Source organism: Citromicrobium bathyomarinum (assembly GCF_038594605.1).
GTDB lineage: Bacteria > Pseudomonadota > Alphaproteobacteria > Sphingomonadales > Sphingomonadaceae > Alteriqipengyuania > Alteriqipengyuania bathyomarina_B.
Genome location: NZ_JBCFZM010000003.1, coordinates 27,726 through 41,019, shown reverse-complemented (window position 1 = coordinate 41,019; position 13,294 = coordinate 27,726). Strand labels below are relative to the sequence as shown.

The window sequence follows — 13,294 nt, the reverse complement described above, 5'->3', positions numbered from 1 at the left end:
CATGGTCGAGATTTTCACGGTCGGCGGCGGCGAGTATATCGTCAATGTCCTCAATGCCGTTGCCGCCTGGACCGGAGCGGGCGGCTACAAGAGCCTGATTCAGGTCGCGCTGGTGATGGGCATGGTGCTCGCGGTCATCGTGGTCGCGTTCAACCAGGACTGGCGCGCATGGCTCAACTGGTTCCTCGGTGCGACGCTCATCTACATGTGTCTGATGGTGCCGCGCATGGACGTCCATGTGACAGACCGGGTCAATCCAAGCCTTGCACCGGCAACGGTGGCCAATGTTCCGCTCGGGCTCGCCCTGATGGCAAGTTTCACCAGCCAGGCGGGGGACTATCTGACCCGCTCGGCCGAGCTCGTCTTCGGCTTGCCGGACGACCTCAACTACTCGAAGAACGGCATGATCTATGGCGCGCGGCTGCTTGAATCGACGCGGAGCTTGCGCATTTCCGATCCGGAGTTTGCTGCGAACTTCGACGAGCATGTCAGGCAATGCGTGTTCTACGATCTGCTGCTCGGCCGCTACTCGATGAAGGAGCTGTCCGAGAGCGATGATATCTGGGCGACGATCGCACCCGGCAGCGCGGCGCGCGCGCAGAAATTCCTGACCCGGCAGGCCGACGACAGCGTGACGGCCTCGATCATCACCTGCCGCGAAGCCTACACCGCGCTTTCGGGGCGATGGGCGAGCCTCATTGACGAGATGACGCTTGTCGCGGGACGCCAACTCTATCCGCGCCAGACCGAAGCGCTCGCCAAGGCCAAGCTCATGGCCGACCTCCCGATTGCCTATCAGTATCTTACCGGCATCTCGCGCAGCGCGAGCGACATTTTCCGCCAGGTGTTGACGATCAATGCCATGAACCAGGCCATGCACGGCTTTGCAGGGGCGAGCGGCACCGGCAGTATTGACGTCTTCGCGCAGACCCGGGCCGATATTCAGACCGAGCGGACCTATTCTTCGATCGCGCACAACGCGATGAAATGGGTCCCAATCCTCAATGTCGTACTGACGGTGGTGTTCTACGCGCTGTTCCCTGTCCTGTTTCCGCTGTTCCTGATGCCGCGGACCGGACCCATTGCATTGAGAGGTTACGTCACCGGCTTCTTCTATCTTGCGGCGTGGGGACCGCTCTTCGTCATCCTGCACATGATCCTGATGTTCAAAGGCGCGGGCGATGTCGCCGCCGCTGGCGGCAGCACGGGCCTCAGCCTCGCGACCTTTGCTGGCATGAGCGACGTCAACAGCGATATCGGCATCTTGGCAGGCTATCTTGTCGCCTCGATCCCGTTCCTTGCCGGCGGCGTGGCGCGTGGTGCGCTGGCGATTTCGGGCCAGGCAACGAGCTATCTCAACCCGAGCCAGAATGCAGCCGAGGAAGCCTCGCGCGAAGCGAGCACCGGCAACGTCTCACTCGGCAACTCGAGCATCGACAATTCGACAGTGTTTTCCCGCCAGTTTGCGCAGGGCAATCTTGCCCCCAACATTGCCTATGGCGCGGCACAGACGCGGGGATTCAGCGACAGCGGCACGCAGACGACCAGCTTCCCCGATGGCGAGTTCGCTGCAGTCCCGAATTCAAGCTATCCGTTCACGCCGACGCTCGGGCAGGACTTCACGGGCCGCCTAGGAACGATGGCGAGCCAGAGCCGGACGCAGAGCGAGACCTATGCCAACCTCGCCCAGCAATCGACGAGCTCTGCGCTCACCCGGTTCAGCGAGATCCGCAACGCCTACAGCCAGGGTCAGAGCTCCGATACTGTCAGCGGCGTTGGTACGAACGACAGCATCGGCACGGCATTCAGCGAAGTCGACAATGCCTCGAGGACGCTCCAGCAGCAGTTCGGCCTGTCCCGGCGCGCGTCAGACGACATTACTATTTCTTGGTTCCTCAACGGCGAAGCAGGAGCCGGAGCAAAGGCCGAAGGTGGAGTACTAAACGCGCAGGCGGGCGTCCGCGGTGGCCGAAATCAGTCGTGGACCGACAGCGATATCGGGATCGCCTCGGAAGATCGCGGCAGGATAATGGGTACGCTGCGGCAGCTTTCGGATAGCCGCAACTGGTCGAACACGCGTGAAGGCTTCCTGCGCGAGACGAGTTCGAGTTCGGTATCGCAGGTGTCAACCAGCTCGTCGGGTCTCAGCCGATCGCTGACCGAAGCCGAAAGCTACACACGAGAGGCGCGTCGGGCCGAAGAGGTGGCCAGCCGCCTCGAGAACCAGGCCAGTTGGTACGAGGCCAATAGTGCCGCAGGCACGCTAAACCTGAGCCAGGCTTATCGCGAATGGGGCATGGCCGAGATCGAAGCCAATCGCGACTATTACGGGCCGGTGCGCTTCGACGACATCGAGTTCCAGATGAGCGCGCGCGGCCAACAACTGCAATCGCGGTTTGTCGAGAGCTATGCTGATCGCCTACAAGACGACATCGAAGCCGACCTTTCGCTGCCGGACTTCGCTCCTGTCAGCCGCCCCGGGATCGGAAGTGCTGGGCAGGTACGCGCAAGAGGAGCCGTGGGCTCTGCGGGTGGTCCCTCAATGCCCGATGCTCCTGATCGGTCTGACATCACGGATGGGGTCGAGCGGGTGCGCCGACAGGGTCGTGGCAGGATCGGAACCGTGCGAACTTATCTTGATCGCCAAACGGAAGGCGCCACGGGCGCGAGTGAGGAAGCTGCAGACGACGTCAAAGAATGGGGCAATAGATAGCTACAGCACGAAATCCTGCAGGATGACGAACACCGCAAATGCGACGACGACCAGCCCAAGTAGCCAGAGTCCGCGTCGTTCCCAAGGATCTGCTAGAGCCTTCTTCCAGCTGTATTCCATGCGCCGATTTTCGGAGATGGCACGGTCGATCTCTCGCAGGCCCTTCCAGTCCGTCTGGTCGTTTTGCTCCTTCTCGTCATCCATTTCCATCACTCCGACCTAAATAAAGTAGCAAATTTGATGCATTATCGGGCATAAGCCAATTTACGTCTCGATATTGACACATTAAATATCATCACGTAAAGACGCAAAATCGCTACACAAAGCTCCATAACGGAGATAATGTCTCGATAATGCCACATTATGATTCACCAGATCTGCGTCCGCTCTCGGTGCTGCTATCCGACCTCGGGAAGCAGATCGAAGCATATCGCATATCACGCAATCTCAAGCAGGCCGAGCTTGCGGAAATGGCAGGTATCTCGCGTTCAACGCTCGCCCGCCTGGAAGCCGGTAATGGCGGGACCATCGATAGCCTCGCCAGGATAATGCGTGCGCTCGACATTGAAGACCGCCTGCTGGATGTCATGCCGGACGCCAAGCTGAGACCGCTCGATCCCCGGTCCGACACCGGCAAGGCGCGGCAAAGGGTGCGCAAGTCTTCTGAAGGTGAGGCTGGCGAGGAATGGAGCTGGGGTGACGAGGCCCCATGACGCGTGCGGTAGTCAATCTCTGGGGTCGTCAGATCGGCGCCGTCCTGTGGGATGAAGATCGCGATGTCGGGGTTTTCGAATACACTCCGGAATTCAGTCGCAGCGGCATCGAAGTCGCTCCGCTCACAATGCCATTACGAAGCGGCGTCTACGATTTTCCCGCGCTGAATTACGAGACCTTTAAAGGGCTACCGGGCATGCTGGCAGACAGCCTGCCCGACAAGTTTGGTAACGCGCTGATCAATCGCTGGCTTGCCGAGCAAGGCCGCACAGCCGACAGCTTCGATCCGGTCGAGCGCCTTTGTTATACCGGTCGCCGAGGCATGGGTGCGCTCGAATTCGAGCCCGCTACCGGTGAGCGCCGTGAACAGGGCCGGCCGGTCGATATCGCCCCGCTGGTCGAGCTCGCCAACAGAGTCATTGCCGCGCGTGAAGAACTGGCCGGTGTGCTCAAGGGAGAGGATGATCACCGCGCACTCCAAGAGATCCTACGCGTCGGAACCTCCGCCGGTGGCGCCCGGGCCAAGGCCGTCCTCGCCTGGAACGAGGCGACCGGAGAGTTCCATTCAGGGCAGCTGACTGCAGGGCCCGGCTACACGCAATGGCTGGTCAAGTTCGACGGCGTGTCGGGCAATGCCGACAAGGAACTTGCCGACCCAATGGGCTTCGGCCGGCTTGAATACGCTTGCTATCTGCTAGCCCGAGAGGCTGCCATCGACATGGCTCGCTCACGACTGCACGAGGAAGGCGGGAGGGCGCATTTCATGACCCAGCGCTTTGATCGCACGCCTGACGGCAAGAAGCTCCACATGCAGTCGCTTTGCGCGATGCGCCATTTCGATTTCAACCTCGCCCGGGCCTATAGCTACGAGCAGGCAATCGAGACCATCCGCATGCTCGGTCTCGGACGCGAAGCGATCAAGGAGCAGGTGCGCCGCGCGCTGCTCAATGTCTTTATCCGTAACCAAGACGACCACACCAAGAACATCGCCTTCCTGATGGATAGCTCGGGTCGCTGGAGCCTCTCGCCCGCATACGATGTCGTCTACGCCTACAATCCCAAGGGGGATTGGACCAACGAGCACCAGATGTCGCTGGCTGGCAAGACCGACGACTTTGAACTCGACGATCTGCTGGAATTCGGACGGTTTGCTGACCTGAAACCTACTGAGACCAAGTCGATCATCGAAACGATCCGGGCCGCAGTCGGTAACTGGGACAGGCACTGCAATACCGCCGGAGTGGAAGCCGACATGGCACGGAAGGCTAGGCGCGGATTCCGTGATATCGGCTGAGAAGCCGGCAGACCGGGCGATCGCCTACAGCGGTTTGTTGAAACTAAAATCTCTGCCCTTGCCCGTGGGGAATTTTCATGACATCCCGTCGCTACAACTACCCGAGGCAGACATATGCAATCTGAGTTCCGAATTCTACGCTGCCGTGCCGGACTCTCGACCGAGGAACTCGCAGAAAAACTTGGCTACTCCGAACGGGAGATTTTCCGCTGGGAGTCCGGAAAGATCAGACCTCGCAAAGTTGTGCTCGACTGGCTGCGTGAGCGCGCTGATACAGTCCCGACACACACAAATGCGAAGGGGTTCACATTCATTGACCTCTTTGCCGGCATAGGAGGACTACGCCGGGCTTTTGACGGCATAGGCGGCCGCTGCGTATTCACGTCTGAATGGGACAAATATGCACAGCTTACTTATCACACCAACTATCCGGACAACCGCCCGATCGCCGGCGATATTACCAAAGTCCCCGTCGATGAGATTCCTGAGCATGATGTTCTGCTCGCAGGCTTTCCTTGTCAGCCATTCTCAATCGCCGGGGTGTCAAAAAAGAATGCGCTGGGCCGGAAACATGGGTTCCTTGACGAAGCTCAGGGAACGCTGTTCTTCGATGTTGCACGGATCCTGAAGGCTCACAGACCAAGCGCATTCCTGCTCGAGAACGTGAAGAATCTGAAAAGCCACGACAAAGGCCGGACCTTCGAGGTCATCCGCAAAATTTTGGAGAAAGACCTCGGATACGAGCTCCATGTTCGCGTTCTAAACGCACGTCATTTTCTTCCCCAGAACCGTGAACGGATCGTGCTCGTTGGCTTCCGCGAAAAAAGTGGATTCGACTGGGCGGACTTGAAGCTTCCGGTTGAAGGCGAAGCGCGGATGCGATCGGTACTGCATCCCGAGAACGGCGGCGAAACTGCAGAATCGCACTATACAGAGGGAGAACTTGCGAGGGTCAATGCCAAGTATACCCTGAGCAATCACCTCTGGAAATATCTCCGAGATTACTCAGCCAAGCATCGTGCAGCAGGCAATGGCTTTGGCTATGGCCTGGTAGGCCCGGACGACACCTGCAGAACGCTCTCAGCGCGCTATTACAAGGATGGGTCTGAAATTCTTGTACAGCAAAAGGGACGCAAGAATCCCCGACGGCTTACCCCGAGGGAATGCGCAAGGCTGATGGGTTTTCCCGACACATTCCGGATCCCTGTTTCCGATACGCAGGCGTATAAGCAGTTCGGTAACTCGGTGGCAGTGCCGGTGTTTAGCGAGGTCGCAAGGATCATGCGTCCGCATATAACCCGGGAAGCAGCCCCGAACGATGAGGTGGCTGTCCGGGAGTATGCCTGACGTCCATGATCCCACGACAAGAAGCCGTAACATGGCGGCTATAAGGGGAAGGGACACGAAGCCTGAACTTCAGATTCGAAGTGGCCTTCACCGGCTAGGTTATCGCTTCAGGGTCAACCGGAAGGATCTGCCCGGCAAGCCCGACATCGTACTCAGCCGGTTTCATGCGGTTATCTTTGTGCACGGCTGCTTCTGGCATGGTCATGACTGCCATTTGTTCCGGCTTCCAGAGACACGCACCGAATTCTGGGCGGCGAAGATCGGCGCCAATCAAGAGCGGGACAAGGTTGTCAGATCAGCGCTGCTTTCGGAAGGATGGCGCATTGCCACCGTCTGGGAATGCGCGCTCAAGGGAAAGAATAGGACTGAACCGACAGCACTTCTGACGCGGCTGACATCTTGGCTCAGGGGTGATGAGCTATCGCTCGAAATCAGAGGCTAGGATGTAGAATCCATGTGCGCCTCGTCAATGCACCCGCCGGAAGCCACGGAGCCGGATCCTTCCGGCAGGTAACTGAGGGTCCGGATAAATGATCGGGCTCACGACGGGAGCTTTGCTGATGGATCTTTTCGAGCGCCTGTCGGTCGGATAGCCGCTCAGCACTGCCCAGATCGTTGGTGCTGCTTTGCCGATGTCGCGCACCGTCAGTCGCCATTTCCAGGCAAGATTCTCCGAGAATTCTCCGTAGTTGTCCCGGGCACTTTCGTAGCTGGCCCGGGCTTCGTCCCAGTATTCCAGCCAGAGGTCATCCAGCCATACAGGCAGCTTGCTGAAATCGTGACCGATCAGCACTCCATTCAGAAAACTCAGAAACACCGTTTCTTCGCGTTTGACCGTGGGCAGATGGGTATCGAGGGCGTCGGCGACAGCCTGCAGTGTCATCTGGCTCCCAAGAGTGCGGCTCGTCCTGAGACGGTAAATTTCGGACGCCCGCTTCGTAACGCGGCACACAGATAGCAAGTCACAGACGGTGTCACGAAGTGTGGCGACGAACTCAGCGGCATTGACCGTTGGCGAGGCTGGCAGACAGCTCAGTGCGTTGGCTGTCCGGTATGACCGCCAATCGATCAGACCATCATCACGGAGGCAGGAGGCCAGCTGATTTGCATGCATCGCAGCCACCTCGGCCGCCTTTCCTCCCCTTGCCCCTAGGCTGCCGGCGCGCAACCTCGCGACGATATCCCCTACAGTTTCCGATCCGGCTTCAGCCAGACGCTCAACGTATCTGCCCAGTCTGAGTCGGTTCAGTGGGAGTCCGAGCACTTCCCGCCTCAGATCGCCGAAGAGCCGGGGATCGACGCGGCTTGCTGCCCGGAATTCCCCGGACATCTGCGGTTCGCCGGTGACTATCGCAAGGATGATGGGGAGCTGTGCTATGACCGCGTGATTGGGAACCTCCCATTCAGCGGAGAGGGCTTCTACGAAATCTGTGAACTCGATTTCCTCAAGGTGGGAAAGACGGTCAGCAGCCCGTTTCCACCAGACCGAAAACTCCGGACGGAAATGTATTCCCAGCGTTCCATATGTCTCGTTGAGTAGCCCGCCTGTCAGCTGCCCCAGCAGCTTCTTCTCCTTCTGCCGGATCCTTTCGCGGGTGACCGGAGGGCTGGTTGTCGCAGCTATTTCATCGAGCGTCTTCTGCCGTTCCGGCGGCTGACAGATGCGTTCGCGAAGAATTGCTGAAAAGGTTTCGTCTGCGAGATTGTCGGCGACCTCTGCGAGAAAGTCCGGAAGCGAAGCCAGAAAGTCTTTGCCCGAACGCGGCCGGCCCTCATGCGGCAGGAGAGGGATACGCGTCGTTTCGCAATACCTGTCCCAATCAGTGCCCGTCTCAGCATCCGAAGCATCAATCAGCGCTTGCCGGTTTTCACTGAGCAGATCGGCGGTGCGCCAGCCAACTGTGGGAATCCGGATGATCTGCTCCCGGCTTACGCTGGCGAGATCACCGACGGTGCGAAAACCAGCCCTCTCCAGCGTTGCAGTCTTCACACCAAGGTGAAGCACGCCGATAGGGAGATCATCCACCAGTTCAGGTTGCCGGATGCTACCCCGGTGACGCGCGCCCGGCGGATCTATCGGCTCTCCGGTTTCTCTAATGTACACGGCGCCAGCCTTTCAGGCGGACCCTCACCGGTGCACCTGCCTCCTCGCCCTGAGGCGACTCATCCTTCCGGACCGACACAGAATAGGTTAGACTTCCCGGGGATCCGGTAAGCACGAGTACATCGCCTTCTGTCGCCCCGACAGCGCGGAAGAACTTGGTCATATGAGTGATGCGGTACTCGTCCCTTGTCCCGCCTTCATCATGAAGCCTGTTGTTGTAGTAAATATAGCGGAAGCGCCAGGTCACCCCCGTTTCGTCCGTCATCTCCAGCCACGCATCGGGGTTCTTCTGCGCTGGATCGAGAAACGGAAGCAGCGCAATCAGATCAGTCTGTGATTTCGGTATGTGTATGCCGGCCTGATGACCTCCGGTTTCTCCGGTGTCGTTTGCCGTCAGCGGCTTCTCATAAGTCTGACTGCTCATCAATTTTCTCCGCCGGGCCGGATGGAAAGAGCCCGCCTCAGATCATCGGCATCACGTGTTGATACCGGGACTGCTTCGTTGCCAAGCTCGCGGCGCCACTGGGATCGGTCAATCATCACCCGTTCGACAGTGTCCTCGTAAAACAGCCGGTAGATATAAACCGGCTCGGTCTGCCCGCGCCGGTGCGCGCGGGCACTTGCCTGGGATTCAAGTGCAGGGTTCCATGCTTGGGTGAAATGAATGACTATAGTTGCAGCGGTTATATTGAGTCCCGCTCCTGCCGCCTTTGGATTGAGTACAAGGCAGCCCGGCCCATCGTGGCCAGAGAATGCGTCAACGATTGCCTGCCGCTCTTCCTGCGGCGTGGACCCATTGATCGCCCCCCAGTATGCATCCGGCAGCCGACCCTGTGCTGCCTCACGGATAATCTCGCCACAGCGATTAAAAATTGCGAAGAGCAGAACCTTTCGTCCGCTCCTGAACGCCTCTTCGAGAATGGCGATTGCGCGCTCCACCTTCGGTGTGACGAGCGGCATTCCGGCTGACGGATCGATCCCCGCGTCCTGATCCCTGTCGGGATCGCCTGATCCCTGCAGCCAGGGATGGGCACAGAAGAGCTGCAACTGACCTGTCGCGACCAGATTACCTGCCACAGGGTACTTCTCAAGCGTCTCGGCGAGCACTTCATCATAACGCCGGGAAAGCTCGTCACCGAGTTCGAGTGGCAGATCGATATCGATGCGCTCCGGAAGATCGCCGGCGACGTCCCTCACTTTTCGGCAGAGAACGACAGGATCGGTCAGGCGAGCCAGATTCTTTGCCGATTCCTCGGAGTCAGGATGATCGGCTTCAAAGTCCTCCCGGCTTCCCAGCAATCCAGGTATCGCGAGATCAGCAAGCGACCAGAGATCCAGGAGCGACGTCTCGACCGGCGTCCCCGTCATCGGAATGGTACGCTGCCTGGGAATCCTCCCGACTGCCTGCCTGCGCCCGGAATCGGGGTTTTTCAAAGCCTGCGCTTCATCACAAATCAGCCATGACCAGGGCATTCCTGCAAAAATGGATATGTCGTTGACCACAGTGTCGTAGGTTGAAAGCACGACCTGCGCCCGCTGCAGACCCGCGGTGATGCCGGTTCTGTTGTGTCCGCGGTGGATGAGAACAGAAAGCTCGGGCGCAAACTTCATTATCTCTTTCCGCCAGTTGGCGATCAGGCTCGTCGGGCAGATAATGAGGGCTGGTCGTGAGGTTTCCGGTTTTTCGCAGAGCAGCAGGGCAATGATCTGGATGGTCTTTCCGAGCCCCATCTCGTCAGCGAGAATGAGGCCGCCGGTATGCCGTATGGTCTGGTCCATCCATGCTACGCCCTGAGCCTGATACGGGAACAGAGTCGCATGCAGACCCGGAATGTCCTGATCCGGGCGCAGGTCGGCAGCAGCCGATTGCGCTGAGTGGAAGACGCTCTCTTCAGCTATGACAGGTATGTCGGGATTACCCAGCCGGACAAGACGCACCACATCGGGAAAGCTGAGCGTTTTCGGCAGCTGCCCGCCCAGCATCTGCCGGACTATGGCCGGCGTATTGTGAGGAAGTGGGCGGATCACATTTCCGTCGGCGACCCAGTTGTAGTCCGGGCCGGGCGCGTCCCAGACTTTCTTTTCCCCCCGCACAGTTTTGGTGCCAGCAACGTGGAGCGCAAAACCAGCACCCTCTTTCCGGATCCGGATTTCCGGCTGCACAACTCTTGACGACAACTCCCAGCCCTTGGGAGGTGCCGCTGTAATCTGCCTGAAATCGGCAGGAAGTGATGCTGATCCGTCAGTCATTGCCCAGCTTGGCCCTGAGTTCTGCGGGCGTCCAAGGGACCGGGCGTCTTGTATGTACCGCGCGATGGCAGTTCGGGCAAAGTGGTATCAGGTCAGTTGCCGGATCGTATGGTCTGGGCTCGCCGGCAAGCGAAAGCGGCTGCAGGTGATGAACTTCAATAATACCGCCAGCATCGCCATAAAGATCGCCAGGAATAAGACTGCATACCATGCAGGCTGCCCCGTGGATACGCAGGCAGAGCAGACGATTGCGTGGATTTCGTTCGCGTCGGCGTACGACGGTCAGTTTGACAGCGCCTTCAGTCAGCGCTTCCTGCTCGGTCGGTGTACTTTCCTCGATCGGATCGTATCCATAAAGCTCTGCCATTGCGGCAAGAACCGGAATGACGAGCTCCCGGCAGGTCGCTGCAACGGAGTCATCGTCAAACCGGCTCTCGATACCGCGCTTCTCTGCGATGATCGTGAAACTGCCATTGTCGATCATCCAGTCATCGGTAGTCTGATTGTTACCGATTTTTAGATCCGCGCTCGACGCTACTGAAGCGACGAGTGCCCTTGCAAGCTGGACTTCTTCTGCGCTTGCCTGCCGCATCTGCCGGATCGTATCGGCTGCGAAATTGCCGAATGCCAACTTCGCTTCGAAGCGGCGCAGACCGGTCGGCCGAAGAGTGACCATCGGGCTGTGAGAGCGCTCAAGGTCTGCAAACCAGAGCCTGATTGCTGTCTGCACTCCGGACCTGTCTTCCTCCAGACAGATTGCAGCGCCGGTTCCCTCCTCAACTTCCCGGCGGATCAGGGCCTGCTTCTCGGCAAGCATTTCAGTCCCCTTCTTCGTCCCCGGTCTCTGTCAGCTCTTCGTCGTCGGGCAGAGGCACTTCACGCAGCAGCTTCTTGAGATTGGTCGAAATCTCGTTGCGAATGTCCTCAAATATCGGCTCAAGGTCATCGTTGGTGTTGTTCTGCTCAGCCACAGCAAAAGCCCACAGCAGCAGATCCATACCCTCGACTGCATAGCCACTGGCGGCAGCTCTCTGATAGATTTTCAGATAGAAGTCGTGATGCTTGTTAATGCGGACGCCTGCTACGAAGCCTGACTCGGCATCGCTGCGCATAGCCGGCTCCCAGAGATCGCCGGACGTAATGGTTTCGACAGCTTCAACGTGAATACGATCCGGGTTTACGTGCGTATCCACGGGTACCCGAAGCTTGATGCCTGAACCGCGATTGTTGTTGAGTGTAGCGGTTTTCTGACCCGCGTCGGCAGACTGGACGTCCGGCTTTTTGGTCGAAGGCGTATTGCCGATGACTTTATTCGCGCTGCCGTGATCGACGCCGCGCTCCACCGCCGCTGCTTTCTCCTTGCGCCGGTAGCGGTTTCCTGCCTCGCGATAAGTCGGCTGAAGTAGGGTCTTGAGGGCTTCCTCAAGAGCCGGGTCGAAGAGAATTTTCGATTTCTTGACGTCGACCTTGAAGGCCTCGTCAAGCTTATGTGTGAAATCGAATTCGACGCGCAGCAACGACGTGTGCGGCTCAACAGAACCAAATACGCCAAGCCAGCCGCCCTGCTGGATCACTCGTCCTTCGCGATGAATGTAGAAGCCCTGGCCGCGGTTGGTGATATTCGCGATTTTTTGTTCGTCTCTGGTCAGATCCCGTCGGTTCGGGAGAATCCACGCCCTGATGTGCGCTGTTTCAACCGACCCGTCCTCCAGTTCGATCTCGAGTTTCTGCTGTTCAGGTGAAAGCACCTGATCGGCCTTCTCAGGATAGAACGGGTTCCACGGTCTGACCTGTTCCCCATTAACAGATATTGAGACATGCCTCTCACGATCGTCCCCTTTGTCGAGGAAGCGATAATAGATGAGAGCGACATGGTCGATCAGCCGCTCACCCAGCCGTCTGATTGCAGCCTGTTCCCTCGCGCCACCCGGATCGTCGTATTCTTTCGATAGCAGACGGTCGCATTTGGACCAGACCACAAGCGTGCCCTTGTCGCCGCAAAGCTCTTCGAAGAGCTCGTAGTCATCTGCTGTCATCTCTTCGCGGAGCATTTCCCACTGGTTCTGCTCTTCGACATGCTCGAGGTCCCATGCGAGCTTGGCGAAGTCAGCCTTATCAGACTGACGGGAAATGACCGTAAACCTAAGGCAGACCGAACTGGATGCCGTCTTGAGACCAAGGCCAAACTTGCCGAGACTGGCAAGATTAGCTCTGGCAGGTGCCCCGTAACGCATAGCGTCGAACAGCATCTCGCTGTCCATGCCATCACCATTATCACCGAAGCACACGAATTTTCGACCGTCTTCGGCCAACTCTATTCGTACATTGACCTCGGTCGCATTGGCCGCGATTGAATTGTCGATGATATCAGCGGCGGCGGTATTGAAACTGTAGCCTGTGTCCCGAAGCCCGTAAATGAGCCGTGGCGCATCGGGTTGATTAATCAGATCATTCACTTAGCCGCCCCCTTAAAAGAGGGCACCTTTGCTGAAATCCAGCCCGCTACCCCCCGCGTCGAACGGTATCGAACTTAGCGGGATGATCGTTAAATGAAAGCTGACAAACGACTTGCGTTCAAAGACCGTCTCCGTTTCGCACCTCTGCATGCCTGAGATAGACCTCAACTTTTTCCAAGGTCCGTCGCCGCGGCCGCCTTCCCTGTCTTAAGTCCAAGACAAAGCGTGGATCGCCAACCGCGCGACGACCAAACCGTGTCGCCGACATGTGCGATTCCTTCAGGTGTCGCTCAATGCGATCCAGCAATTTCATGGCCTTCCTCGACTCACTCAGCACTTGTGTTCCTGTTTTGTTCTTAGTAGGAAGGTTCCATCGAGTCTAGGAGATTTCCTTCTCTCCTCAGACCGTCAGAAGG

The 13,294-nt window shown here is 58.3% G+C and carries 11 protein-coding genes; 5 read left to right on the top strand and 6 right to left on the bottom strand.

All coding sequences use genetic code 11. From position 1 onward, the window contains the following. The first annotated feature begins 1 nt into the window (after position 1). Complete coding sequence (locus AAG612_RS11595) at positions 2 to 2,713, top strand: conjugal transfer protein TraG N-terminal domain-containing protein (protein ID WP_342510353.1); 2,712 nt, start codon at positions 2 to 4, stop codon at positions 2,711 to 2,713. Here the strand turns inward: AAG612_RS11595 and AAG612_RS11590 are convergent, their stop codons facing one another. Continuing rightward, entirely contained in the window at positions 2,714 to 2,917 is a 204-nt protein-coding gene (locus AAG612_RS11590) for a hypothetical protein (protein WP_320181559.1), read from the bottom strand. A 149-nt stretch (positions 2,918 to 3,066) separates the two neighbouring features. Here AAG612_RS11590 and AAG612_RS11585 point away from each other — a divergent pair, with 149 nt between their 5' ends. From AAG612_RS11585 to AAG612_RS11570, 4 genes are all read left to right on the top strand, one after another. Further along, positions 3,067 to 3,426 carry a helix-turn-helix domain-containing protein gene (locus tag AAG612_RS11585; RefSeq protein ID WP_067695826.1) on the top strand — a complete coding sequence of 120 codons (360 nt, stop codon included), beginning with the start codon at positions 3,067 to 3,069 and terminating at the stop codon, positions 3,424 to 3,426. Further along, entirely contained in the window at positions 3,423 to 4,721 is a 1,299-nt protein-coding gene (locus AAG612_RS11580; RefSeq protein WP_221601624.1) for a type II toxin-antitoxin system HipA family toxin, read from the top strand. The genes AAG612_RS11585 and AAG612_RS11580 overlap by 4 nt, the downstream gene beginning before the upstream one ends. Before the next feature lie 114 nt (positions 4,722 to 4,835). Further along, a complete protein-coding gene (gene dcm / locus AAG612_RS11575) occupies positions 4,836 to 6,068 on the top strand; it encodes a DNA (cytosine-5-)-methyltransferase (protein WP_221601626.1) in 1,233 nt (410 codons plus the stop codon). Beyond that, positions 6,040 to 6,510, top strand: a complete 471-nt coding sequence (locus AAG612_RS11570) for a very short patch repair endonuclease (RefSeq protein ID WP_335733110.1) — start codon at positions 6,040 to 6,042, stop codon at positions 6,508 to 6,510. Before dcm ends, AAG612_RS11570 begins: the two co-directional genes overlap by 29 nt. Positions 6,511 to 6,534: 24 nt before the next feature. Here AAG612_RS11570 and AAG612_RS11565 read toward each other — a convergent pair whose 3' ends face one another. Genes AAG612_RS11565 through AAG612_RS11545 form a run of 5 tightly spaced genes read right to left on the bottom strand, consistent with a single transcriptional unit; the run spans position 6,535 to position 12,878 of the window. Continuing rightward, positions 6,535 to 8,172 (bottom strand): hypothetical protein, encoded by a 1,638-nt coding sequence (locus tag AAG612_RS11565; RefSeq protein ID WP_322295781.1) that lies wholly within the window; start codon positions 8,170 to 8,172, stop codon positions 6,535 to 6,537. Continuing rightward, positions 8,162 to 8,596 (bottom strand): EcoRII N-terminal effector-binding domain-containing protein, encoded by a 435-nt coding sequence (locus AAG612_RS11560; RefSeq protein WP_221601630.1) that lies wholly within the window; start codon positions 8,594 to 8,596, stop codon positions 8,162 to 8,164. The genes AAG612_RS11565 and AAG612_RS11560 overlap by 11 nt, the downstream gene beginning before the upstream one ends. Beyond that, positions 8,596 to 10,422 carry a DEAD/DEAH box helicase gene (locus tag AAG612_RS11555; RefSeq protein WP_342510352.1) on the bottom strand — a complete coding sequence of 609 codons (1,827 nt, stop codon included), beginning with the start codon at positions 10,420 to 10,422 and terminating at the stop codon, positions 8,596 to 8,598. The genes AAG612_RS11560 and AAG612_RS11555 overlap by 1 nt, the downstream gene beginning before the upstream one ends. Further along, on the bottom strand, positions 10,415 to 11,239 hold the full coding sequence (locus AAG612_RS11550) for an HNH endonuclease (RefSeq protein ID WP_221601632.1): 825 nt from the start codon (positions 11,237 to 11,239) through the stop codon (positions 10,415 to 10,417). The genes AAG612_RS11555 and AAG612_RS11550 overlap by 8 nt, the downstream gene beginning before the upstream one ends. 1 nt (position 11,240) lies before the next feature. Further along, positions 11,241 to 12,878 carry an ATP-binding protein gene (locus tag AAG612_RS11545; protein ID WP_221601634.1) on the bottom strand — a complete coding sequence of 546 codons (1,638 nt, stop codon included), beginning with the start codon at positions 12,876 to 12,878 and terminating at the stop codon, positions 11,241 to 11,243. Positions 12,879 to 13,294 lie beyond the last annotated feature (416 nt).